General features: G+C 69.6%; 16 protein-coding genes. 10 read left to right on the top strand and 6 right to left on the bottom strand.

All coding sequences use genetic code 11. The features are described from left to right. Positions 1 to 5: 5 nt before the first annotated feature. The gene (locus AC1U89_RS15120) at positions 6 to 1,340 is read right to left on the bottom strand and encodes an MFS transporter (RefSeq protein WP_479900515.1); all 1,335 of its coding nucleotides are present in this window, start codon (positions 1,338 to 1,340) and stop codon (positions 6 to 8) included. A 397-nt stretch (positions 1,341 to 1,737) separates the two neighbouring features. On the opposite strand from AC1U89_RS15120, the gene AC1U89_RS15115 reads away from it, so the two are divergent. Then, the gene (locus AC1U89_RS15115; protein ID WP_479900514.1) at positions 1,738 to 4,557 is read left to right on the top strand and encodes a TonB-dependent receptor; all 2,820 of its coding nucleotides are present in this window, start codon (positions 1,738 to 1,740) and stop codon (positions 4,555 to 4,557) included. A gap of 246 nt (positions 4,558 to 4,803) precedes the next feature. Next, a complete protein-coding gene (locus AC1U89_RS15110) occupies positions 4,804 to 6,252 on the top strand; it encodes an amidohydrolase (RefSeq protein ID WP_479900513.1) in 1,449 nt (482 codons plus the stop codon). A gap of 68 nt (positions 6,253 to 6,320) precedes the next feature. Here the strand turns inward: AC1U89_RS15110 and ggt are convergent, their stop codons facing one another. The 4 genes from ggt to AC1U89_RS15090 all read right to left on the bottom strand — a co-directional run bounded on the left by ggt (position 6,321) and on the right by AC1U89_RS15090 (position 12,801). Then, positions 6,321 to 8,057, bottom strand: coding sequence for a gamma-glutamyltransferase (gene ggt / locus AC1U89_RS15105; protein WP_479900512.1), 1,737 nt, complete (start codon positions 8,055 to 8,057; stop codon positions 6,321 to 6,323). 69 nt (positions 8,058 to 8,126) lie between these two features. Further along, positions 8,127 to 11,183 (bottom strand): TonB-dependent receptor plug domain-containing protein, encoded by a 3,057-nt coding sequence (locus tag AC1U89_RS15100; RefSeq protein ID WP_479900511.1) that lies wholly within the window; start codon positions 11,181 to 11,183, stop codon positions 8,127 to 8,129. 159 nt (positions 11,184 to 11,342) lie between these two features. Further along, positions 11,343 to 12,335 carry a FecR family protein gene (locus AC1U89_RS15095; protein ID WP_479900510.1) on the bottom strand — a complete coding sequence of 331 codons (993 nt, stop codon included), beginning with the start codon at positions 12,333 to 12,335 and terminating at the stop codon, positions 11,343 to 11,345. Further along, positions 12,322 to 12,801, bottom strand: coding sequence for an RNA polymerase sigma factor (locus AC1U89_RS15090; RefSeq protein ID WP_479900509.1), 480 nt, complete (start codon positions 12,799 to 12,801; stop codon positions 12,322 to 12,324). The genes AC1U89_RS15095 and AC1U89_RS15090 overlap by 14 nt, the downstream gene beginning before the upstream one ends. A 399-nt stretch (positions 12,802 to 13,200) precedes the next feature. Between AC1U89_RS15090 and AC1U89_RS15085 the strand changes: the two genes are divergently transcribed. The 8 genes from AC1U89_RS15085 to AC1U89_RS15050 all read left to right on the top strand — a co-directional run bounded on the left by AC1U89_RS15085 (position 13,201) and on the right by AC1U89_RS15050 (position 24,907). Beyond that, positions 13,201 to 15,576 carry a TonB-dependent receptor gene (locus AC1U89_RS15085; protein WP_479900508.1) on the top strand — a complete coding sequence of 792 codons (2,376 nt, stop codon included), beginning with the start codon at positions 13,201 to 13,203 and terminating at the stop codon, positions 15,574 to 15,576. A gap of 164 nt (positions 15,577 to 15,740) precedes the next feature. Next, on the top strand, positions 15,741 to 17,078 hold the full coding sequence (locus tag AC1U89_RS15080; protein WP_479900507.1) for an LLM class flavin-dependent oxidoreductase: 1,338 nt from the start codon (positions 15,741 to 15,743) through the stop codon (positions 17,076 to 17,078). A gap of 54 nt (positions 17,079 to 17,132) precedes the next feature. Further along, the gene (locus tag AC1U89_RS15075; RefSeq protein ID WP_479900506.1) at positions 17,133 to 18,494 is read left to right on the top strand and encodes an FAD/NAD(P)-binding protein; all 1,362 of its coding nucleotides are present in this window, start codon (positions 17,133 to 17,135) and stop codon (positions 18,492 to 18,494) included. A 131-nt stretch (positions 18,495 to 18,625) separates the two neighbouring features. Then, positions 18,626 to 19,804 (top strand): acyl-CoA dehydrogenase family protein, encoded by a 1,179-nt coding sequence (locus AC1U89_RS15070; protein ID WP_479900505.1) that lies wholly within the window; start codon positions 18,626 to 18,628, stop codon positions 19,802 to 19,804. Then, entirely contained in the window at positions 19,801 to 20,751 is a 951-nt protein-coding gene (locus tag AC1U89_RS15065) for a D-isomer specific 2-hydroxyacid dehydrogenase family protein (RefSeq protein ID WP_479900504.1), read from the top strand. The genes AC1U89_RS15070 and AC1U89_RS15065 overlap by 4 nt, the downstream gene beginning before the upstream one ends. 11 nt (positions 20,752 to 20,762) lie before the next feature. Continuing rightward, positions 20,763 to 21,605, top strand: coding sequence for a class II aldolase/adducin family protein (locus tag AC1U89_RS15060; protein WP_479900503.1), 843 nt, complete (start codon positions 20,763 to 20,765; stop codon positions 21,603 to 21,605). Next, on the top strand, positions 21,605 to 22,591 hold the full coding sequence (locus AC1U89_RS15055) for an ABC transporter substrate-binding protein (protein WP_479900502.1): 987 nt from the start codon (positions 21,605 to 21,607) through the stop codon (positions 22,589 to 22,591). Before AC1U89_RS15060 ends, AC1U89_RS15055 begins: the two co-directional genes overlap by 1 nt. Before the next feature lie 123 nt (positions 22,592 to 22,714). After that, positions 22,715 to 24,907, top strand: a complete 2,193-nt coding sequence (locus tag AC1U89_RS15050) for a TonB-dependent receptor (RefSeq protein ID WP_479900501.1) — start codon at positions 22,715 to 22,717, stop codon at positions 24,905 to 24,907. A gap of 3 nt (positions 24,908 to 24,910) precedes the next feature. Here the strand turns inward: AC1U89_RS15050 and AC1U89_RS15045 are convergent, their stop codons facing one another. Continuing rightward, positions 24,911 to 25,432, bottom strand: a complete 522-nt coding sequence (locus AC1U89_RS15045) for a hypothetical protein (protein WP_479900500.1) — start codon at positions 25,430 to 25,432, stop codon at positions 24,911 to 24,913. Positions 25,433 to 25,520: the final 88 nt, after the last annotated feature.

Below are 25,520 nucleotides of genomic sequence, written 5' to 3'. Positions count from 1 at the left end.
TCTCCTCAGGCCGCCGGCTTCAGCACGAGGCGCTGGATCTTGCCGACGATCAGGAAATAGGCGGCGATGGTGATCAGGCAGTGGACGCCGACGAAGATCAGGGCGCCGTCGAACGAGCCGGTGCCCTTGACGATGTAGCCGATGACGATCGGGGTCACGATCCCGGCGATGTTGCCGAAGGTGTTGAAGATCCCGCCCGTCACCCCGGCCATCTCCTTGGGCGAGGTGTCGGCCACGACGGCCCAGCCCAGCGACGCCACGCCCTTGCCGAAGAAGGCGACCGCCATGATCGCGATGACCAGCCACTCCTGTTCCACATAGTTGCAAGCGATGATCAGCGAGGCCAGCAGCATGCCGATCAGCAGCGGCGTCTTGCGGGCCACGTCCAGCGAGCCGGTCTTCTTGAGCAGCCGGTCGGAGATGATCCCGCCCAGCAGCCCGCCGACAAAGCCGCACAGCGCCGGCGCCGCGGCGGTGAACCCGGCCTGCAGGATCGACAGGCCCCGCTCCTTGACCAGGTAGATCGGGAACCAGGTGACGAAGAAATAGGTCAGGACGTTGATGCAGTACTGGCCCAGATACACGCCCAGCAGCATGCGGTTGGTCAGCAGCTGGCGCACGTTGGGCCAGGTGAACGCCGCGCCGTTGCTGGCGACCTTGTCCTCCATGCGCACCAGGCCGCCGCCGGCCTCGATGTAGTCGAACTCGGCCTTGTTGATCGCCGGATGGTCGGTGGGGGCGTGGACGAACTTGACGAAGATGACCGCCGCCACCACGCCGACGCCGCCCATGACGAAGAACACCGAGCGCCAGCCGAACTGATGGACCAACCAGCCCATCAAGGGGGCGAAGGCGACCAGGGCGAAGTACTGGGCGGCGTTGAAGATCGCCGAGGCCGTTCCCCGTTCCGAGCCGGGAAACCAGGCCGCGACGATGCGCGAATTGGCGGGGAACGACGGCGCCTCGGCGATGCCGACCATGAACCGCATGGCGAACAGGGCCCCGGCGGCGGCCAGGCCGGTGAAGATCCCGGCCAGCCCCTGCAGGGCCGTGAACAGCGACCAGACGACCAGGGCCGTGGTGTAGATCTTCTTCGAGCCGAAGCGGTCCAGCAGCACGCCGCCGGGGATCTGGCCCAGCACATAGGCCCAGGCGAAGGCCGACAGGATGTAGCCCATCGCCACCGGGTMGAGACCCAGCTCCTTGGACGCCGACTGCCCGGCGATGGAGAAGGTGGCGCGGTCGGCGTAGTTGATCGTGGTGATGATGAACAGCAGCAGGATGATCAGCCAGCGAACACGGGTTCTCTTGGCGGCGCCGTCGACGGTCTGCGCGGTCATCGTGTCCCCTTCCCTGTCTGCTTTGTTCTGATCGCGGGTCCGATCCGATCGTCTCCCGCGCCACCCCGATCCCGAGGCCTTGAGGTCGAAGCTAGAGACCCCGCGCGGGTCGGTCTAAGTCAAATCGCCTATCGACCGATCCACGGCCAACATCGATGACGGCCTCCCGGCCCGGCGTCACGTCCGGCCAAGGGGCTTCAACGCCCCCGCTTTCGCCCGTTTTCGCCCGTCCTGGCGGGGCGGGCTCCTCCATCGGTGCAGATCATGCATCGGTCCATGCCCGATTAGGATTGGCCCGTTCGGCGAACGCGCTCCTATCCTTTTCCCACAGCAAGAGGTCGGTTTGACCGGCCTACCCAAAAAGAACGACCCGCGAATCGTGGGCATGGGAGGGAACATGGCGCTTCGAAATTCACAGGGCCTGCGGACCGGCCTCAATGGCGCGGCCTCGGGTCTGGCGGTCGCCATGGCCCTGGCCACCGTCGGGCACGCTCAGGAAGCAGCGACGCCCCCCGCCCAGGCGAACCCGTCCGACGGCTCCAGCGAAGTCGAGGAAGTAGTCGTCACGGGCTTCCGGGCCAGCCTGGCCAGCGCGATCAACATCAAGCGCAACGCCTCGGGCGTGGTCGACGCCATCAAGGCCGAGGACATCGCCCAGTTCCCGGACCTGAACCTGGCCGAGTCGCTGCAACGCATCCCCGGCGTCTCGATCTCGCGCATCAACGGCGAGGGCCGGCAGATCTCGGTCCGGGGCCTGGGCTCGGAATACACGCGCGTCCGGATCAACGGCATGGAGGCGATCACCACCACCGGCGGCACCGCCAACAGCGGCGGCACGAACCGCGGACGGGGCTTCGACTTCAACATCTTCGCCTCGGACCTGTTCAACAGCATCGCCGTGCGCAAGACCGCCTCGGCGGACGTCGAGGAAGGCTCGCTGGGCGCGACGGTCGACCTCAACACCGCCCGCCCGTTCGACAATCCCAAGCCCCAGCTCGTGCTGTCGGCCCAGGCCAGCTACAACGACCTGGCCAAGGACGCGGGGCCCCGGCTGTCGGCCCTGGCCAGCCGCACCTGGCGCGACGGCACGTTCGGCGCCCTGGTCTCGGTTGCCTACGAGAACCGCCATCTGCTGGAGGAAGGCGCCAACATCACGCGCTGGACCTACGGCGGCAGCAACGGCGGCTTCAACAACGCCTCCACCCTGCCCGGCTACACCCTGGCCCAGATCAACGACAGCAACCCGGCCACCGCGATCTATCACCCGCGCATTCCGGCCTATGTCAGCTACGACATCGAATCCGAGCGCTTCGGGGCCAGCGGCTCGCTGCAATGGCGGCCGACCGACCAGACCACGGTGTCGTTCGACGCGCTCTATTCCTACCTGGCGGGCACTCGCAAGGAGGCCCAGCTGCAGGCGATCGGCCTGTCGCGCGGCGGCACCGGCAAGCCCCAGACCATCATCCGCGACGGCGTCGTCGATGCGAACCGCAACCTGGTCTACGCCAAGCTCGACAATGTCGATCTGCGCACCCAGTCGGCCTATGACGAGCTGAACACCGAGTTCAAGCAGTTCACCCTGTCGGCCACCCACAAGATCGGCGACAAGGTGCGGCTGGGGGCCATGGCCGGCTACGGGGACTCCACCTTCACCCAGCCTGTGTCGACGATCATCACCTTCGACCGGGCCAACAGCCAGGGCTACTCGTACGACTTCCGAGGCGATCGCCCGCCGGCCATCAACCTCGGCTTCGACCCGACCGACCCGGCCAACTGGAGCGCCGTCAACGGCACGTCCGAAGTGCGCCTGCGTCCGCAGTTCGTCGAGAACCAGTTCACCACCGGCAAGATCTACGGCGAGTACGACCTCAACGACCACCTGACCCTCAAGGGGGGGGTCGACTTCCGCAAGTTCGAGTACGACAGCTACGGCCAGTACCGGACCAGCGAGACCGTGGTCCAGACCCTGACGCCGGCCCAGCTGGCCGCCGTGTCCAAGGTCTATTCGGGCTTCGGCAAGGGGCTGGGCCTGCCGGCCGGCAACGCCACGGCCTGGCTCGTGCCCGACATCGACGCCTACGCCTCGACCTACGGCATCTACAGCAACACCGGCATCTACGCCCTGACCAACACCAACAACAGCTCGGCGCGCGGCCAGTACGGCACGGTCGAGGAAAAGGACACCGGCGTCTATCTGCAGGCGGACTTCAAGTTCGACGCCTTCGGCCTGCCCTTCCGGGGCGACGCCGGCGTGCGCCACGTCCACACCGACCAGGAGTCCGGCGGCTACGCCGTCGTCAACGGCGCCGTGCAGCTGGTCAACGCCCAGCGCGAATACGATATGACCCTGCCGTCGTTCAATCTGGCGGCCGACCTGAGCGATACGGTCGTGGCCCGGGTCAGCGCCGCCAGGACCATCGCCCGGCCGGGCATCGGCTCGCTGTCGCCGGGCGGCGACGTCAGCGTCCAGGGCGCCAACCGGACCTTCTCGACCGGCAATCCGGTGCTCGACCCGACCCAGTCGGACAACCTGGACCTGTCGCTGGAATGGTATCCGGCCCAGGGCGCGATGCTGGCCGGCGGCGTCTTCTACAAGAAGATCGACACCTTCGTGGCCACCCTGCGCACCCAGGTGCCCTACAACACCCTGGGCCTGCCGGACTCGCTGATCGCCGGCACCGGCGCCAACCCGACCGACATCTTCGACGTCACCCAGCCGGTCAATTCCAACGGCGGCAAGCTGAAGGGCTTCGAGATCAACTGGCAGCAGCCGCTGAGCTTCCTGCCCGGCGCCTGGAGCCACTTCGGCTACATCCTGAACTACACCTTCGTGAGTTCGGACATCGAATACCTGACGTCGACGACGCCCGGCGCGCCCACCGTCAACGCCACCCTGGTGGGCCTGTCCAAGCACGCCGCCAACGCCACGCTGTACTACGAGACCGACACCTGGAGCATCCGGGGCTCGGCCGCCTATCGCGACGGCTACCTGACCCAGGTGCCGGGCAACGACGGCAACAGCTATCACGGCACCAATTCGACGCTGAACATCGACATGCAGGCCAGCGTCAATCTCCGCAAGAACCTGAAGCTCAGCTTCGAGGGCGTGAACCTGACCGACGAGTTCAACGACCAGTACGTCGACGTCAGCAACCGCCTGAACGTCTACACCCACAGCGGCCGGACCTACTTCGTGGGCCTCCGCTACAACTTCTAGGGCGCTCCCCCCTCCTCAGGCGCTCTAGACGCGGCGTCGGCTCCTTCCAGCCGGCGCCGCTCTTGTTTCGGCAAACCGTCGCGACGCGGACCTGTTCAAAAAACACCCCCTTCCCAGCTGTTCGGCTCGCGGCCAGATTCTTGGACCGCCCGAGGTGATGCTTTGTCCGCGCGCTACGTCTTAATCCGTGCGCCGACGCTCGGCGCCGACAAGAAGGGTGGAACATTGAAGAGTTCGTGGTTCGCAATGGCGCTGGCTTCGGCAAGCGCGCTCGCCGTCGCCGGCGCCCAGGCCGCGCCGATCAAGGAGGCCGATCGCGCCGAGCTGATCCGCCGGGTCGACGACCGTCAGCCGCAGCTCGCGGACGCGGCCATGAAGATCTGGGACTTCGCCGAGCTGGGCTATCTGGAGACCAAGAGCTCGGCCCTGCTGCAGGACCAGCTGAAGGCGGCCGGCTTCACCGTGACGCCGGGCGTAGCCGGTGAGCCCACCGCCTTCGTCGCCAGCTTCAAGACCGGCCCCGGAACGGTCGTCGCGGTGCTGGCCGAATACGACGCCCTGCCCGGCCTGGCCCAGGCCGCCGTTCCCGAGAAGCAGCCGCTGCCCGGCCGCGACGCCGGCCACGGTTGCGGCCACAACCTGTTCGGCGCGGCCTCGGTCAACGGCGCGATCGCCCTGAAGGAATGGATGGTCGCCCACGGCGTGAAGGGCGAGCTGCGCGTCTACGGCACGCCCGCCGAGGAAGGCGGTTCGGGCAAGGTCTACATGGTGCGTGACGGCCTGTTCAAGGACGTGGACATCGCCATCCACTGGCACCCCGGCAACGTCAACAGCGCCGCCCAGGCCCCGTCCCAGGCCAACCTCTCGGGCAAGTTCCGCTTCCACGGGGTGTCCAGCCACGCCGCCGCCTCGCCGTCCAAAGGACGCTCGGCCCTGGACGGCGTCGAGATCATGGACGTGGCCACCAACTTCCTGCGCGAGCACGTGCCCGACGGCACCCGCATCCACTACGTGATCACCAGCGGCGGCAAGGCGCCCAACGTCGTGCCGGACTTCGCCGAGGTCTATTATTACGTCCGCCACGTCGACCCGAAGATCGTCCGCGACGTCTGGGGCCGGGTCGAGAACGCCGCCAAGGGCGCGGCCCTGGCCACCGGCACCACGGTCGACTGGGAGGTCACCGGCGGCGTCTACAGCATGCTGCCCAACGACGCCCTGGGCCGCGCCATGGACGCCAACCTGCGCCGCGTGGGCGGCGAGCAGTGGACGGCCGAGGAGACCGCCTTCGCGACCAAGCTGGCCACCAGCCTGCCCGACGGCGGCGGCGACCTGGCCTCGGTCAAGACCATCGCCTCCTACGATCGCGGCGGCGCCAGCGGCGGTTCGACCGACGTGTCGGACGTCAGCTGGAACGTGCCGACCGTCGGCCTGGTCACCGCCACCTTCGTGCCCGGCTCGCCCGGCCACAGCTGGCAGAACGCCGCCGCCGCCGGCACGACGATCGGCGTGAAGGGGGCCGTGGTCGCCGCCAAGTCCATCGCCCTGACCGGCGCGGACGTGTTCAGCGATCCCAAGCTGGTCGCCGCCGCCAAGGCCGAGCTCAAGCAGCGCCAGGGCCCGAACTTCGTCTACAAGCCCCTGCTGGGCGACCGCGCCCCGCCGCTGGACTATCGCAAGAACGCCGGCGCCGAATAGCAAAAGGGCCGCTCCTCGGAGCGGCCCTTTCTTCTTTGGCGGCCTTCTCTAGCGAACGGGCGCGGCGACTAGCGCGCGCCCACCACCGCGGCGTCGGGACGGCGGGTGTCGGCCGCGCCGTAGAACAGGCCGCCGTCGATCAGGATCGACTGGGTGCTGCCCATGGTCATCGACGGCGTCACCTTGTGGCCCTTGGCCTCCAGCAGCGGCACGATGTCGGGCGAGAAGCCGGCCTCCAACTCCAGCGGGCCGTCGACGCCCGACTGGTTCATCCGCGGACGCTCGGCCGCCTCGGCCACGTTCAGGCCGTGGTCGATCACGTTGCTGAGCATCTGGGCCATGGTGGCGATGATGTAGCCGCCGCCGGGCGTGCCGGTGACCAGCCACGGCTTGTCGCCCTTGAAGACGATCAGCGGAGTGATGGTCGAGCCCACCCGCTTGCCCGGCTCGGGCTTGTTGGCGGCGTTGTCCTCGCCGCGCTTGCCCCACGAGAAGTTGCCCATCGAGTTGTTGAGCAGGAAGCCCGTGCCCGGCGCCACCACGTGCGCCCCAAACGAGGCGCTGAGCGTGAAGGTGTTGCTCACCGCGTTGCCTTCGGCGTCGGCCACCGAGAAGTGGGTCGTGTTGGGGCTTTCGTAGCGATAGGGATCGCCGCCCTTCAGGTCCTTGCTGGACAGCGAGGCGGTCATCGAGATCAGCTTGGCGCGCTCGGCCGCGTAGGCCTTGCTGGTCAGGCCGGCGACCGGCGTCGTCCACTGCGGCGGCCCGCCGACGTACTGGCGGTCGGTCCAGCCGATCTTCATGGCCTCGGACAGCACGTGCAGGCTGGCCACGCTGTTGGAGCCCAGGTCCTTCATCGGGAAGGTCTCGAGGATGTTCATCACCTCGGCCAGGGTCACGCCCGAGGCGGTGGGCGGCATGTAGGCGATCCTGTGCCCGCGGTACTCGCCCCAGATCGGCGGGGAGACATTGGCCTTGTAGGCGGCCAGGTCGTCCATCGAGATCACGCCGCCGCCGGCCTTGACGCCGGCCACCATGCGCCGGCCGACCTCGCCCTTGTAGAAGGCGTCGACGCCCTTGTCGCGGATCTGGGCCAGGCTCCAGGCCAGGTCGGGCTGCGGCAGGCGCTCGCCGGGCTGGTAGGACGAGCCGTCCTTCTTGAAGAAGGCCTTGGCCGCGCCGGGATCGGCCAGCATCGCCTTGCGCTCGCCGTTCAGGGCGTTGGCCTCGTCGTCGCTGAGGATCACGCCGGCCTTGGCCATCCGCACGGCCGGGTCGACGACCGCCTTCCAGGGCAGCTTGCCGTAGCGGTGATGGGCTTCCCACAGGCCGGCCACCGTGCCCGGCACGGCCACGCCCTTGAAGCTCTGGCTGAGCTTGCCGCCCGCCTTGCCGTCGGGCCCGACCAGCAAGTCCGGCGTCGTGGCCAGGGGCGCCTGGCCGTAATATTCGATGGCGACCGTCTCGTTGGTCTTGGCGATGTGGATCAACATGTAGCCGCCGCCGCCCAGATTGCCGGCGCGCGGCAGGCTGACGGACTCGGCGAAGGCGGTGGCGACCGCGGCGTCCACCGCGTTGCCGCCCTTGCGCAGGATCTCGGCGCCGACTTCGKCGGCGATGCGGTTCTGGGCCACCACCATGCCGCCGCGGCCGATCTCGGGGTGGTGGATCTGGCCGTAGCCGACGATATCGCCGCCGGTGCCCTCCTGGGCCAGGGCCGAAAGCGGCGCGACGCCCAGCGCCAGGACGGCGGTCAGCGCCAGCAGCGGGCGGCGCAGCGGATCGCGGAAGCAGTTACGGATCATGAGGATACTCTGGAAAGCAAGGCGGCCCCGGCGTCGGGGGGGATGACGCCGGGGCCTCGGGGGCGTGGACTAGAAGCGCTTGCGGATGCTGGCGTACCAGTACCGGGCGTAGGGCTGGTAGAGGCTGCCCATGTACCCGTTCGACGAGAGGGGGGGCTTCTCGTCGGTGATGTTCCGCACGCCCAGCTTGAGGCTGGTGTCGGACGCCCAACCGTCCGTGAAATCGTACTGGGCGTACAGATTTCCGGTCAGTTGGGAGTCGACGGTCCAGGCCGCGCCCGCCGAGTCGAGCAGCGAGGTGTCCTGCACGTCGCTGGTGTATTGCGTGAAGGCGCCGACGGTGACCTGGTCGAGGCGCCAGGTCAGGGCGGCGGTCCACTTCAGCTCGGGCTTGCCGTTCTGCTTGAGCAGATCGCCGCCCCCGGTGATGGTCGTGCCGGCGTTGATCTTGCCGGCCGAGCGCGCGGCCAGCAGTTCGGCGATGGCCGGCGACGGCGACTGGTAGAACTTCAGCAGCTGGGCCGCGCCGATGTTCACGTCGAAGTCGCCGAACCGGGTGCCGTGCAGGCGCCACATCAGATTGTAGTCGATGCCGCGGGCCTCTTGCGGCAGCAGGTTCTGGTACTGGTCCTTGACGTACAGCACCGTGCCGACCGGCGTCAGGCCGGTGCCGTTGAAGGCCGCGATGTCGTCGGCGGTCGGGGCCGCGCGCACGACGTTCGGATTCGAGCCGCCCGACATGCGTTCCAGGTAGTCCAGGATCAGGGCGTTGCCCTCGCCGAAGATGCCGACGATGCCCTTCTGCTTCACGCGCCAGTAGTCGACGGTGAAGGTGAAGTGGCCGAACTGGTCGTCGATGAACTTGGGCTCGAACACCACGCCGAAGCCGGTCGAGGTCGAGGTTTCCGGCTTCAGGTCCGGATTGCCCGAGCGCTGGGCGGCCGTGCTCTGGGTGCGGGAGCAGTTGCTGAAGCTGGTGATGCGGTTGGCCCGCAGGTCGGCCTCGCAGCGCACGTAGTCGGTGCGCGTGTTCGAGCGGGTCACCACCGTGGCGTTGATCTGCTCGAGGTTGGGGGCCTTGAAGCCTTCCGACCACGAACCGCGCAGGCGCAGGCCGTCGACCAGGTCCCAGGCCACGGCGACCTTGGGCTTGGCCACGTCGCCGACGTCGCTGTAGTCCTCGTAGCGGCCGGCCAGCTGCATCTCGACATTGCGGACCAGCGGGATGCCCATCTCCGGCGAGATCACCGGCACGGCCAGTTCGGCGTAGGCCGAGGCCACGGTGCGGTGGCCCTTGGTGTCGGGCGAGGTGCTGGTGCCGATCAGGTCGCTGTCATAGGTGATGCCGGTGACCGAGTTGGTGTACTTGATCGTGCCGTCCACGCGGGCGTCGCGATCGTCCTTCTGGGTCTCGCGGCGGGCCTCGATCCCGGCCGCCACGCCGACGTCGCCGGCCGGCAGGTGGAACAGGTCGGCCTTGGAGACCCGGAAGTCCCACGACGCCAGGGTGCTGGTGCTGTCGCGCGTGCTCTTGACCATGATGGCGTTGCGCGACGCGGCGTTGCTGGGCGTGCTGTCGCCGACGCTGGGGTTGGCCAGGTTGCCGCCGTTGAACGGGTTGTAGGCGTCGGGCGTGGACAGGGCGAGTTGCTTCTGCAGCAGGGTCGCGCTGATGCCGTCGGAGGTGTCCTTCACCTCGGCCTGCGAATAGAGCAGCGCCGAGTCCCAGCGCCAGCCGAACTTCTCGCCCTTGAAGCCGCCCAGGAAGCGGCTCTGGGTGTTCTTGACGTCGACCTTGGCCGGGCCGAGGTCGGCGAAGCTGTAGCTGGCCATCGTCACGTTCAGGCCGCCGGCCGGGGCGTTGATGCCCGGCAGGCGGTTCGGGTTGGCCACGCCGTTGAAGGCGGTCGGACCGAAGGGGTTCCAGTAGTTGGTGGTGGGAACCGTCACGACCTGGGCCGAGGTCATGTAAACCGGGCTCTGGAAGGCGTGGGTGGTGGCCGTGTAGTAGCCGACCTCGCCATAGGCCCGGACGTTCTCGGTGATGTCGTAGTTGCCCGTCAGATAGATGTTCAGGCGCTTCAGCTCGGGCATGATCGAGGTGCCCGCGCCCGCTTGCGGATCGTAGCGCAGGTTGCGGTCGTCGCCCGAGGTGGCCACCGTGCCGTCGTCGTAGCAGATGCCCGAACCGGCGCTGGCCAGGCAGCCCGGGTTTGTGGTCGGCTGGATGTGGAAGGCGCCGGCCGAGCTGGTGATGGCCGTGCCGTTCTGCGTCACGCGGGCGGCGGCGGTGAAGTTGCCCCAGGGCGTCGTCGTGGCCCGGCCGTCCAGCGAGGCGGCGCCGTCGAAGCGGGTGYCCGCGAACAGCGGACGCTTGTCGGCCGAGGCGGTGAAGTCCTGGTCGCCCGAGCGCAGGGCCGTGCGCTGGTTGTAGTTCAGGAACACGGTGACGTTGCCGCGCTCGAAGTTGTGGCCGGCCAGGACGTTCAGGCCGTATTCMTTCAGGTGCGTGCCCTCGGCCATGCCGTACTGGGCCTCGGCCTCGACGCCGCTGTAGTTGTCCTTCAGCACCGTGTTGACCACGCCGGCCACCGCGTCCGAGCCGTAGATGGCGCCGGCGCCGTCACGCAGCACTTCCAGGCGCGACAGGCCGGTGGTGGGGATGGCGTTGGTGTTGAAGGTGATCACCGGCACCAGGTTGGAGCCGTCGGCCTGGCTGGTCGGGTGGGCCACGACGCGGCGGCCGTTCAGCAGCACCAGGGTATTGCCCGAGCCCAGGTTGCGCAGGTTCACCGAACCGATGTCGCCCCGCGCCGAGTTGCTGCTGTTGGGGATGTAGCTGGAGTTGTAGTTGACGTCGCCCATCTGGGGGATCGCCCGGAACAGGTCGTCGCCCGACGTCGCGCCGATCGCCTCGATCTGCTTGGCGTCGATCGAGGTCACGGGCAGGGCCGCGGTGACCTTCGAGCCCTCGATGCGCGTGCCGACGACGATGATCTCCTCGACCGCGGCCGCATCGTCCTGCGCCGGAGCCGCCTGACGGGCCAGAGCCTGGCCGCTCCAGACCGAAGCGGTGAGCGCCGTCGTCACAAGCATGGCGGCGCGGATGGAAGTCCTGGTGTTCATTGCGATTTTATCCCCTCGACCGACGACCGTGCGCCCGGGTGCATGTCCGGGACCCCTGACGGCCGCAAAGTCAGACGTAAGCGGCGGAAGGTCCCTCACCCCCGCCCGACGTTTTTTCTTCGCGGGGGCGAATTTTCCGGAGGACGGGGCGCCGGACGCCTAGGGTTTGGTCAGGACGATCTGGTCGGGCGAGCGCCGCGCGACGCGGGCCACGCCGCTGGCCGCCAGGCCTTCGGCCAGGGCCTCGGGGTCGCCGGCCCGGAACACGCCGCTGACCGGCGTGCGGGCCAGGTCGGCGTCGGCCAGCACCAGCTTGCGGCTGGAATAGCGGTTCAGCTCGGCGGCCACCGCGCCCAGCTCGCTCTCGTCGAACACCAGGTCGCCCTTCAGCCAGCGGGCGGCCTGGGTCGTGTCGATCGGGCGCCGCGACCAGGCGCCCTGCCCCGGCGCGACCAGCCGCTCGCCCGGCGCCAGTATGGCCTGGCGGGCGTCCTGGCGCGCGGTCAGCTCGCGCACCGCCACCTTGCCCTGCAGCAGGGTCACGGTGACGGCCGAGGGCTCGAGGTCGACGTCGAACACCGTGCCCAGCGCCGTGACGCTGCGCCCCTGGGCCGTGACCACGAAGGGGTGGGCCGGATCGTGGGCGACCTGGAACTGGGCCCGCCCGCGCGACAGGGTCACGCGGCGCGTCTTGCCGTCGAAGGCGGCGGCGATCGCGGAATCGGCGTCCAGCATGACGACCGTGCCGTCGGCCAGGGCCACACGGCGCACCTGGCCGACCGGCGTCACGTAGTCGACCGCGGCCACGCGCGCCTGCTCGGCCGGCGCGAGGCTGGCCGGCGCCAGGGCCTTCCAGGTGACGCCCAGCGCCACGGCGGCCGCCAGGCCGGCGGCGATCGCGGCCGGCGCCCAGTAGCGCGAGGCGGCGGGCTTGCGCGCCTGGCGACGAGCCTGGGCCAGCGCCGGATGGTCGGCCAGATCGCCGACCAGGGCCCAGGCGCTCTGGGTTTCGTCCCAGGCCTTGCGGTGTTCGGGCGCGGCGTCGATCCAGGCGTCGAAGTCCTGCTGCTCGCGGGCGCTGACCCGCCCCGATCCCAGACGCGCGTGCCAGCCGGCGGCGGCGTCCAGCGCCTGCTCGTCAACCGTTCGCATCGTTCCGCCCTGGATCATCGTCGCTCCGCAGGCGCTCGGTCAGTCGCCGAACCACCTTCATGATGTGTTTCTCGACCGCGCTGACGGAGATCCCCATCACGCGGCTCGCCGCCGAATAGCTCATCTGCTCGAACCGGACGAGGATGAACGCCTGCCTCGACCGCTCGGGCATCGATTCCAGGACGCTCAGGGCCAAGGCCAGCTGTTGCTTGCCTTCCAAGACGCGATCCGGCGACAAAACCTCAACGGGGTGATGAAATTCCGTGAGCTCGGTGTGTTTGGAGCGCTGGCGGGACCGCTCGGCCCGCAGGGTGTCGTTCAGCACGCTGGACGCCACCTGGAAGAGGTAGCCCTCGATATTGTCGATGGGCTCCTTGGCCTGGCGCCGCTCGATGCGCAGCAGCACCTCCTGGACCAGGTCGTCGACGTCGCCGCCCATCCGCCGCATGAAATAGCCACGCAGCATCGGCGCGTACCGCCAGACCTCGGTCGGCCCCGGAGACGGCTCCCCTGCCCCGTTTATCGCCCGTTTCGCGAACACCCGCCCCGGTTCACCCCTGCCCCGCCTCGCGTCAAGTCGCGATCGCGCGTTTCGCCTGCACTTCTAGATTTTTGCCCGATGATCCGCGCTAAGCATCATTGTCGCTCAATCTGAGTACACTGATATACCACGGCCATTCACATCTATCGTCAAATCAACTTGAGCGATATTGTTCAGTAACCTCCCTTGGCGCGCGCAATTCTATTCCTCCTGGGCGCCATTGCCGCGTCTTCGGCCCTTGCGCCCCAGCCCGCCGGAGCGGCGGCTGGGCCCCGTCAGGCGTTCGCGATCCCGGCGTCCAGCCTGGCGGAGGCGATCAAGCGGGTGGCGCTGCAGAGCGGCAAGCAGGTGTTGTTCTCGGCGGCCGTCGTCGAGGACCGGCGCACGGCCGGCCTGAACGGGACCTACACGCTCGAGGAGGCGCTGGAGCGGCTGCTGCGCGGGTCCGACCTCGACTACCGCATCGTCGGCGACCGGATGATCCTGATCACGGCGCGCGCCGCGCCCCCCGCGCTCGAGGTCGCGACCAGCGAACGCCCGCGCGCCTCCGCCGGCGAGTCCAACCCCGTCGACACCGTGATCGTCACCGCCGTCTCCGACGAGGCCCCGCCCAATGTCGAACGCCTGAGCGCCCGCGTCCTGGCCGGCGGCGGCGTGTTCGACCCCGGCGAGGTCGCCCGCCTGTCGCCCGCCCTCAACGCCCTGCCGTCCGGCGCTGGCCAGTTGAAGCTGGCCCTGCGCGGGGTGTACGGCGCGGGCGAGGCGACGACCCCGGTCTATTTCGGCGGCGCGCCGGTCTCGGGCCCGTCCGGCACCAATTCCGACCCCGGCCTGGTGACGCCGGACCTGGCCCTGGTGGACATCAACCACGTCGACGTCCTGCGCGGCCCCCAGGGCTTCGACCACGGCGCCGGGGCGATCGGCGGCGAGCTGCGCATCGAACCCAACCCGGCCGTGCTGGGCCGCTACGCCGGCAGCGTCAACCTGCAGGCCCGCTTCGTCGAGGGCGGCGCGGCCGGCGGCATGATCGCGGTGGCCGAGAACCTGCCGGTCAGCGAAGACCTGGCCGTCCGGCTGGTGGCCTACCGCCGCGACAACGGCGGCTATGTCGACAACGTCCGCCTGGGCCGCGACAACACCAACGACGAGACGACCCAGGGCGTCCGGGTGGCCGTCAAGGCGCGGCTATCGGACCGGCTCGAGGCCTCGGGCCTGGCCGTCTACCAGCAGCGCCGGATCGGCGACACGTCCGTCTGGAACGGCGCGCTGGGGCCGGGCCTTTCCGACCGCTACGGCCTCAACAGCAGCGATCACGACCTGGGCCTCTCCAGCCTGACCCTGACGCTGCGCCTGCCCCACACCGTGCTCACCAGCACCACGGCCTATTACGGCTGGAACCTGGGCCGGCGGCTGGATTCCAGCCAGGTGGTCCTGGGCCTGGCCGACGACCCGGCCGGCTGCCGGCGCTACTTCGCGATCGACGCCGAGTGCGGACCCCAGCAGATCGACGCCTACGCCGCCTACGTCAACAGCCGCGCGCCCAGCGTGCTGGTCCAGGCCACCGAGATCCAGTCGCTGGTCCAGGAGTTGCGCGCCGACGGCGACCTGGGGTCGGGGCGCTGGACGGCCGGCCTGTTCTTCGAGCGCCGGCGCGAGCACACGCGCAGCGCCGCCCACGTGCTCGACGACCAGGGCCAGGTCGACGAGGTCGCCGGCTACACCGGCCTGCGGACCCTGGGGTCGCGCTTCAACCAGGCCGCCGTCTTCGCCCAGTTGGTCCAGCCGATCGGCGAGCGGCTGACCCTGACGGCGGGCGGCCGCTACGCCGCCACCCGGCGGGCGGCCTGGACCGACGTGCTGATCCCCAACATCATCAGCGGCTCGACCACCTCGATGCCCGAGCGCGCGGCCGACGGCGGCGAGTTCAACCTGCGGGTCCGCGCCGAATGGCGGCTGGACGACGACGGCGCCCTCTATCTCCAGGCCTCGCAGGGCGCGCGGCCCGGCGGCGTCAACACCACCCCCGACCCGGCCCAGGCGGTGCAGACCTTCGCGCCGGACCATCTGTGGAACTACGAGATCGGCGCCCGCCGCGCCCTGCTGCACAACGCCGTGCTCGTCGAGGCCGCGGCCTTCCACATCGACTTCCACGACATGCAGTTCGCCAACGCCACGCCCAAGGGCGCGTTCAGCTATGTGATGAACATCGGCTCCACGCGGATCCAGGGCGTGGAGGCGGCCCTCAAGGCCAGCCTGGGTCGCGGCTTCACCCTGGAGTTCAACAGCGCCTTCACCGACGCCCKCCTGACCAGCGTCTCCGACCTGGCGCGGGCGGAATTCCAGGCCGAGCCCGGCGACCGGGCGCCAAACATCCCGCGCTATCGGCACACCGCCACTCTGGCCTATCGCCACACGCTCGGGCCCGACACCTCGGCCCTGCTCAGCTGGCAGAACGAGCGGCGCTCGGCCCTCACCTCGGCCTTCCGCCCCGACGATCCGGACTATCTGTACCTGCCCGCCGGCGCGCTCGACACCGTGACCCTGACGATCGACCACGGGCCGACCAGCCTGGCCGTCGCCGTGCGCAACGTCTTCGACAAGGAGACCCCCGACCGGGCGATCTCCAGCGCCTTCGGCCGCGACCAGATCTACGGCGCGACGCCCCGCACGCTCACCTTCACCGTCCGGCGGTCGTGGTAGCCGGCGCAATTTTCCTCGAAGCGGCGAAAGAAAACCGAAAACGCGCTGTAATCCTTGGGATTTTTAGCCCGCAGTTGAACACCGCAAATCGGGCTGATCAGCAGTGCTCGTTATCGCCGCCTCGGGTTGGATCGTAGCGTCGGCCTTCAACTCGAGGGCTTCCCATGACGCAGCAACCCACCCGCCAACTGAAACTCGGCGCGATCCTGGCCGGCGTCGGCACCGATCACACGCGCTGGCGCGATCCGGCCCTGCCCGGCGACGCCAGCATCGACATCAACTGGTACATCGACAACGCGCGCCTGGCCGAAGCCGCCAAGTTCGACCTGGTGTTCATCGTCGACAGCCCGTTCATCACGCCCGACACCGCGCCCCACTTCCTCAATCGCCTCGAGCCCCTGACCCTGCTGTCGGCCGTGGCGGTCTCGACGTCGAAGATCGGCCTGGTCGGCACCCTGACCACCTCCTATTGGGAGCCCTACAACGTGGCCCGGCAGTTCGGCTCGCTGGACCACATCAGCAAGGGCCGCGCCGGCTGGAACGTGGTGACCACGGGCCTGGAGGGCGCCGCGCGCAACTACGGCCGCGACGAGCACTTCGAGCACGGCGAGCGCTACGAGCGGGCCGGCGAGTTCGTCGACGTCGTCCAAGGCCTGTGGGACAGCTACGAGGACGACGCCTTCCCGCGCGACAAGGCCGCGGGCGTCTTTCTGGACAAGGCCAAGCAGCACGCGCTGAACCACAAGGGCAAGCACTTCTCGGTGGCCGGGCCGCTGGCCCTGTCGCGCTCGCCCCAGGGCCAGCCGGTGATCTTCCAGGCCGGGGTCAGCGGCCCGGGCCGCGACCTGGGCGCGCGCATCGCCGAAGGGGTCTTCGCCGGCGTCGACACCTTCGAGGACGCGGTGGAGTACTACGCCGACCTCAAGGCCCGCGCCGCCGCCCTGGGCCGCGATCCCGACCACATCAGCGTCCTGCCGGGCATCGCCCCGATCATCGCCGACACCGACGAGGAGGCCCAGGCCATCGCCGAGGCCAAGGCGGGCGGCCGCGAGATCGACAAGCTGCTGGTCGAGCTGGGCCGGGCCTTCGGCTACCACGACTTCAAGCAGTACCCGCTGGACGGCCCGTTCCCGGACGTCAGCAAGCTCAGCCTCAACAGCTACAAGGGCCATGCCGAGCGCATCGTCCGGATCGCCCAGGCCGAGAAGCTGACCGTGCGCCAGGCCGCCGAGCGCTTCGGGCGCTGGAAGGCCAATTTCGTCGGTTCGCCCCAGACCGTCGCCGACCAGATCGAGCGCTGGTTCGTCGGCCGCGCCGTGGACGGCTTCATCCTGCATGTCACCGGCCCGGGCGACTTCGCGCTGTTCCGCGAGAAGGTCGTGCCGATCCTCCAGGCCAAGGGTCTGTTCCGCACCGAGTACGAGCACGACACCCTGCGCGGACACCTGGGGCTTCCCGTGCCCGAGCATCGATGGGCCGCCCAGAAGATCGCGGCGGAATGATCGGAGGCGGCCCCGGGCTGGATTAGGCGTCAATTCCTATCTATTAGATAGGTTATGAGCCCTCCGCCCGTTGTCGCGGTGATCGGCGCCGGTTTCAGCGGCGTGATGACCGCCCTGCACCTGCTGCGCCAGTCCGAACGGGTGAAGGTGGCGCTGGTCGAGCGGCGCAGCCCGATCGGCCTGGGCCCGGCCTACGCCACCGACGACCCGGCCCACCGGCTGAACGTGCGGGCCGGCAACATGAGCGCCTGGCCGGACCGGCCCGACGACTTCGCCCTGTGGCTGAAGGACCAGGCCCTGGACGTCGGCCCGGGCGGCTTCGCGACGCGCGGCGACTACGGCCGCTATCTGCAGCGGCAGCTGTCGTCCCTGGCCGGAGGGCCCGAGGCGGTCGGGCGCCTGCTGATCACGCCCGACGAGATCACGGCGATCGTCCCCGACGGCGACGCCTGGACCCTGACCTGCGGCATGGGCCGGCCGATCGCCGCCGACGCCGTGGTGCTGGCCCTGGGCAATCCGCCGCCGCGCGCGCCCGACGCGGTCGGGCCCGAACTGGAGGCGTCCGACGCCTATGTCGCCGATCCCTGGCGCTGGGATCCCGCCGCCGCCCCGCCCGGGCGCGGACCGATCCTGCTGCTGGGCAGCGGCCTGACCATGGTCGACGCCGCCCTGTCGCTGGACCGCCTGGCGCCGGGTCGCCCCCTGATCGCCCTGTCGCGGCGGGGCCTGACGCCGCGCGAGCACCAAGGCGACCCGCCCTCGMCCCTGCCGGCCCCGCCCGACGCCTCGCTCTCGCCCGTCCAGGCCCTGGCCTGGCTGCGCGAGGCGGCCGACCGGCACGGCTGGCGGACGGCGATCGACGCCGCGCGGCCGGTCTCCCAGGACCTGTGGCGCGGCTGGAGCCTGAAGCGGCGCGCCGCCTTCCTGCGCCACGCCCGCGCCTTCTGGGACGTGCACCGCCACCGGCTGTCGCCCCAGATCGCCGAACAGGTGGCGCGGATGCGGGCGGACGGTCGGCTGCGCGTCCTGGCCGGCAAGCTCGAGCGGCTCGACATCCTGGAAGGCGGTCGCGCCGGAGCGGTCTGGCGCCCGCGCGGCGAGACCGACGCCTGGCGGCTGGAGGCGGACCTGGTGGTCAACTGCACCGGCCCGTCGGCCGACGTCGAACGGTCCACCGAGCCGCTGCTGGCCGCCCTGGCCGACCGCGGCCTGATCCGCGCCGATCCCCTGCGGCTGGGACTGGACATCGACGCCGGCCATCGCGTGATCCACGCCGGCGGACGTCCGCATGCGACCCTGTTCGCCGTGGGGCCGATCACCCGCGGCGCGCTGTGGGAGATCAACGCCGTGCCCGACATCCGCGTCCAGGCCGTCCAGGTCGCGACGGCGGTGCTGCGCGCCCTGGAGCGCGCCTGACGGGCTGTCCGGCTCCGTCCAGGGTCTATCAGAAACTCTGATATGAAGCCTGAGGATAAGTCTATTGATCCAGTAGGATTTAAGCGCCCTTCTAGGGACAAAGGCGCTCGCGCCGTAACGGCTCATGTCTCATGCCCCTCGCGGTGATTTCTAGAAATTCTGAAGCGTCCGCCCTGCCCGATCTCGACGCGGTCCTGCCCGGCCTCACCGCCGCCTTCGCCGCGACGGCCGCGCGGCACGACCGCGAGGCCAGCTTCCCGACCGCCAATTTCGAGGCCTTGCGCGAGGCGGGCCTGCTGGCCCTGACCGCGCCCCGGCGCCTGGGCGGGCTGGAGGCCGACCTGCCCACCGCCCTGAAGGTGGTCTCCGCCGTCGCGCGGGGCGAGCCGGCCACGGCGCTGGTCCTGGTCATGCAGTACCTGTTCCACGCCTCGGTCGAGGGCCGCTCGGGCTGGCCGGAGCACCTGAAACAGCGGGTGATCGGCGAGGCGATCCGGGACGGGGCCCTGATCAACGCCCTGCGGGTCGAGCCCGACCTGGGCACCCCGGCCCGCGGCGGCCTGCCGGCCACCGTCGCCCGCCGCACGCCCGAAGGCTGGCGGATCAGCGGCCGCAAGATCTACTCCACCGGCTCGACCGCCCTGACCTGGTTCGTGGTCTGGGCCCGTTCGGACGACGACGAACCCCTGGTCGGCGGCTGGCTCGTCCGCGCCGACACCCCCGGCGTCGTCATCGAGGAGACCTGGGACCATCTGGGCCTGCGGGCCAGCGCCAGCCACGACGTGGTCTTCGAGGACGTGCTGGTCCCCCTGGACCACGCCCTGGACCCGCAACCGGTGGGCGCCCCGCCGCCCTATCCGGCCAGCTTCGCGGCCTGGTCGGCGGTGCTGACCGCGGCGATCTACGACGCCCAGGCCCGGGCCGCCCGCGACTGGCTGGTGGACTTCCTGGCCAACCGCAAGCCGGCCAACCTGGGCGCGGCCCTCTCGACCCTGCCCCGCTTCCAGGAGGCGGTCGGCGAGATCGACGGGCTGCTGCTGTCCAATCGCGTCCTGCTCGATACGGCGGCGCGCGGCGAGGTCGGCGGGGTCGAGGCCAGCCTGGTCAAACACCTGGTCACCGAGAACGCCATCAGCGTGGTCGAGAAGGCCCTGAAACTGACCGGCAATCCCGGCCTGACCCGCCACAACGACCTGGAGCGCCATCATCGCGACGTGCTGTGCGGCCGGGTCCATACCCCGCAGTCCGACGTGGTGCTGACCAGCGCCGGCAAGGCCGCCTTCGCCGCGCGTGACGAGGCCTCCAGATGAGCCGCCTGATCGTCGCCAGCCAGCTGCCCGAGCTGTTCAACAGCGTCTTCGCCCAGCATGTGGGCGACGCCGAGATCGTGGCCGTGCCGCCGGGCCTGGCCGCGCCCCTGCCCGCTTCGGCCAAGGTCCTGGTCGCCGCGCCGTTCCGCAAGGCCGGCGGCGTGCTGCCGCCCGAGCCGCCCAAGGGCTGGCCCTACGACGTCGAGTGGGTGCAGCTGGTCTCGGTCGGCATCGACTTCTATCCCGACTGGCTGTTCGACGGCCCGGTGGTGACCTCGGCGCGCGGCTCCTCCGCCGTGGCCCTGGCCGAGTTCGCCCTGGCCGCGATCCTGGCCGACGCCAAGCGCCTGCCCGACATCTGGATAGACAAGGCCGCGCGCTGGGCGCCGCAACCGCTGAAGCTGATCGCCGGGACCACCCTGGGCCTGGTCGGCTTCGGGGCGATCGGCGAGGCCCTGGCCCCGCGCGCCCAGGCCCTGGGCCTGAACGTCATCGCCACCCGCCGCTCGGACAAGCCGATCCCGACGCCCGGCGTCGAGCGCGTGGCCGACCTGAAGACCCTGTTCGCCCGCAGCGACCACGTGGTGCTGGCCGCGCCCGCCACGCCGGAGACCCAACGCCTGATCGGCCGCGAGGTGCTGGCCGCCGCCAAGCCCGGCCTGCACCTGATCAACATCGCCCGCGGCGCCCTGATCGACGACGAGGCCCTGCTGGAGGCGCTGGACGACGGCCGCGTCTCCCGCGCCAGCTTGGACGTCACCCATCCCGAGCCGCTGACCGAGGGGCATCCGTTCTACAGCCACCCCAAGGTCCGCCTGTCGCCGCACACCTCGGTGCACACGCCCGACACTCGCATCAACCTGGCGACCCGCTTCGCCGAGAACCTCGCCCGCTTCCGGTCCGGCGCGCCCCTGGCCGACGTCGTCGACCTGTCGCGCGGCTATTGAAGGACACCGCCATGACCGCCATCAGCCCGGCCCGGGCCTTCCAAAGCCAAGGGCCCCATCCCGCCAAGATCGAGACCGTGCTGCCGGAGTTCGGCTCCAAGGTCCTGCCCGTCCAGCCCACCCACGAACAGGAGCGGCTCTATCGCAAGCAGCGCCTGGCCGCCTCGTACCGGCTGTTCGGGCGCTACGGCTTCGACATGGGCGGCGCCGGACACATCACCGCCCGCGACCCGGAGCTGACCGACCACTTCTGGGTCAATCCGTTCGGCGTCCACTTCTCGCGCATCAAGGTCTCGGACCTGATGCTGGTCAGCCATTCGGGCGAGATCGTCCAGCCGCCGGCCAAGGTCCCGGCCCGCCTGAACCGCGCCGCCTTCGCCATCCATTCCCAACTGCACGAGGCCCGCCCCGACGTGGTGGCGGCCGCCCACTCGCACTCGCTGTACGGCAAGGCTTGGTCGGCCCTGGGCCGGCTGCTGGACCCGCTGACCCAGGACTCGGCGGCCTTCTACGAGGACCACGCCCTGTTCGAGGAGTTCTCGGGCGTGGTGCTGGACACCAGCGAGGGCCAGAAGATCGCCAAGACCCTGGGGTCGAAGAAGGCCGTGATCCTGCAGAACCACGGCATCCTGACCGTCGGCCAGTCGGTCGAGGCCGCCGTCTGGCGCTATCTGGCGCTGGAGAACGCCTGCCAGACCCAACTTCTGGCCGAGGCCGCCGGCCCGACCAAGCCGATGCCGCCCGAAGTCGCGAAACACACCGCCGGCCAGGTCGGCAGCGAGGCCGGCGGCTTCTGGGCCTTCCAGCCCTACTGGGACGTGGTCACTGAAGAAGAGCCGGACCTGTTCGACTGATGAGCCTTTCCCGTCGCCTCCTCCTCGCCGGCGGCTTGTCCGTCGCCGGCCTCTCGACGCTCGCCGCCTGCTCGCCCAGGGCCGCCAAGACCGGCTTGCTCGAGGACCTGACCCTGCGCGCGGCCACCTATCGCGGCAATCTGGACGCCTTCTTCCCGCAGGCCGGCGTCGCCGACACGCCCTACAAGGTCGCCAAGTCGGAATTCGCCAGCGGCAACCTGATCGCCGAGGCCATCAACGCCGGCGCCCTGGACATCGGGGGCATGAGCGAGATCCCGCCGATCTTCGTCGCCGGCTCGCCGGGCAACCAGGTGCGCATCGTCGCGGTGCTGCAGGGCGACGTGAACAACCAGGTCGTGCTGGTGCCCAAGGACAGCCGGGCCCAGGCCTTCGCCGACCTGAAGGGCAAGCGGATCGGCTATGTGAAGGCCACCACCTCGCACTACATCCTGCTGCGCCTGCTGGACGAGGCGGGCCTGGTCTGGAGCGACATCAAGCCCGTCGCCCTGTCGCCCCAGGATGGGCTGGCGGCGTTCTCCAGCGGGGCGATCGACGCCTGGGTGATCTACGGCGTCGTCGTCCAGCAGGCCCGAGCGGCCGGAGCGCGGGTGCTGCGCACGGCCCTGGGCATCCTGTCGGGCAACTATCTGGTCGCGGCCGCCAAGTCGGCCCTGGACGATCCGCTCAAGCGCCAGGCGCTGGGCGATTATCTGGGCCGCTACGCCAAGGTTGCGCAGTGGGCCAACGCCGACGACGCGCGCTGGGCCCAGGCCCGCAGCGTCGCCACCAACGTGCCCGCGGCGCTGTACCTGCGCGAGTTCAAGGAACGCAGCGCCCCGACCCGGCTGCTGCGGATCAGCGACGCGGCCATCGCCTCGCAGCAGGGGGTCGCCGACGCCTTCGCGACCGCCGGCCTGATCCCCGGCAAGGTCGACGTGCGGCCCCTGTGGGACGACCGCCTGAGCGGCGCCCTGCCGGACAAATAACAGAACTCATCGAATATATTTAAGATCACGATATGAGCTGACCTTAAAGTCTATAGATTTTATATGGTTTGAGGCGCGATCTATATTCGATGCTTATCCCTCGGAACAAGAACGGGGATAATCATGTCGTCACGATACGCTTCATTGTACTGGATCGCGGGAGCCTCCGCCCTGGCTCTGGCCGGCGCGGCCCAGGCCGCGACGCCGGAAGCGCCGGTCGTCGCCGAGGCCGACGCCACGGTCGCGCCGGCGGTCGAACAGGTGATCGTCACCGCCGAACGCCGGGCCACCGACCTGCAGAAGACCGCCATCGCCATCTCGGCCTTCAACCAGCAGGTCCTGGCCGACCGCAAGGTGGACAACATCCGCGACCTGGCGGGACAGGTCCCGAACCTGACCATCAGCCGCGTCACCATCAGCCACACCACCCAGACCTACGCCCTGCGCGGCGTGGGCGAGAGCGATCCGATCCAGGAGCCGGTGCTGGCCGTCTATGTCGACGACGTCTACATCCCGCGCCAGATCGGCTCGATGGTCGAGTTCAACGACCTGGAACGGGTCGAGGTGCTGCGCGGCCCGCAGGGCACGCTGTACGGGCGCAACTCCAGCGCCGGCGCCCTGCGCATCATCACCCGCGACCCGGGCGACGCGGTGCGCGCCAAGGCCGAGGTGGGGTTGGGGAACTACGGCGCGGTCGACGTGCGCGGCCTGATCGAGGGGCCGCTGGTCGAGGGCAAGCTGGCCGGCAGCCTGTCCTACATCCACCACAGCCGCGACGGCGTCACCTTCGACCCGACGCTGAACCACGACGTCAACCGCATCGACCTGGACGCCTATCGCGGCAAGCTGCGCTGGACGCCGGGCGATCGCTGGGACGTGCTGTTCACCCTGAACGCCCTGAAGGACCGCAGCGACAGCCGCAGCTACGTGCCGGTCAACCAGCCCAACGGCGCGCACCGCATCGACCGCTCCTATTCCGAGGTCGAGCCGACCCAGGACCTGGACCAGATCAGCGGCGCCCTGCGCATCCAGTACGAGGTGAACGACAACCTGAAACTGAAGTCGGTCACCTCGTACGGCGGCTTCAACCTCAATCCCGTCTACTACGACAACGACGGCGAGGCGGCGCTGATCCAGAAGAACCTGATCCACTACAACGACCAGTACGCCACCCAGGAAATCCAGCTGAACGGCGACTACGGCAAGCTGACCTTCACCAGCGGCCTGTTCTACCTGCACGAACGGTTCTTCGTTCAGCGCGACGGCTACAGCCGCCGCAACGCCCTGCCGACCGACCCGGTGGCCACGCCCGGCAACTACGGCTTCGCCCGCGCCCACAACATCACCAACACCGACGCCTACGCGGTGTTCGGCGAGGCCAGCTACGCGGTCAGCGACCGCCTGACCCTGACGGGCGGCCTGCGCTGGACCAACGAGGAGAAGGAATTCACCTTCGACAACAAGGTGCTCAACCTGCAGGGCCAGGTGGTGGGCCAGTCGATCGCCGGCCAGGCCGACAAGATCTTCTCGGCCGTCACGCCCAAGCTGTCGGCCCAGTTCCAGTGGACGCCGGACGTCCTGCAATACCTGACCTGGTCCAAGGGCTTCAAATCGGGCGGCTTCGACAATCGCGCCACACGGCTGGACCTGGCCACCCGCCCCTTCGCGCCGGAAGAGGTCGACACCTACGAGACCGGCCTGAAGACCGAGGTGCTGGACCACCGCGCGCGGCTGAACCTGGCGGTGTTCTACAACGACTACCAGGACCTGCAGGTCAGCTACAGCGACCCGGCCTATCCGGGCAATTCGATCCGGGGCAACGCCGGCAAGGCCCACACCTACGGCGTGGAACTGGAGGCCGACGTGCGGGCCACATCGCGCCTGAGCCTCCAGGCCTCGGCGGGCTACCTGTTCGCGGTCTACGACACCTACAAGAACGCCGGCGGGGTCGGGGTGAACGCCGACGGCCACCGGCTGCTGAACTCGCCGCGCTGGAGCCTGTCGGGCGCCGTGACCTACGACGTGCCGATCGACATCCCCGGCGAGCTCCGCGTCGGCCTGAACGCCCAGTTCCAGACCAAGGCCTACTTCAACGCCCTGCAGCGCCCGCAGGACGAGGCCCCGGCCCAGACCTTCCTGAACGGGGTGGTCACCTGGCAGACCCMGGACCCGCGCTGGAGCGTGGTGCTGTCGGGCCGCAACCTGCTCGACTCCGACGAGCCGGTCAGCGTCACCTACACGCCGGCCACCGGGGTCTATTACAAGAACTATCCCGACCCGCGGACCTGGCTGGTCACGCTGAAATACGCCCTGTGATCCCTAGTCGGGGCCCTCGCCGACGAGGGCCCTGGCGTAGTGGTGGCGCTCGAGGATGGGGCGGCAGAACCGCAAGACCCCGTCGATCACCGCGGGCTCGGTGAGGATGGCCTTGAACCAGGCGTTGGCCTCGGCCGTGTTMGCGTGGATCAGGGTGATCCGATAGCTGTGCTTGCCGGTGACGGCGGCGGCGAGCGAGACGTGCGGGTCGCCGGCCAGCCGGTCTTCCAGCCGCCGCAGATCGTCGGCGCTGGCCAGCCTGGTCCGCAGGTCGACGATGCAGTGGCAAGCCGTTTCCGGCAGGCGGACGCGATCCACCAGCCTCAGCATCCCATTCTGGCGCATGCGCGTGAGCATGCGGAAGGCCGTCGTCGGCGAGACGTTGAACAGCCGCGCCATCTCCATGGTCGTCGGCAGGGGCAGGCCCTCCAGCCGGGCCATGATCTGGAGGTCCGCCTCCAGGACATCCCGCGCGGGCGCGGCGCTTCGCGAGGATTGCAGCGGTCCGGGTCTGATCTGGTTCACGGAGGCCTCGCCTGGTCTTCAGACGGACACCCCTCGCCCTTCCGCGACCGGACGACCTAAGCCCAGACCCGCACCGGCCGCAATCGAA

The sequence above is a fragment of the Caulobacter sp. 05T431 genome (assembly GCF_056665975.1).
This window is presented reverse-complemented; position numbering and strand designations above follow the sequence as displayed.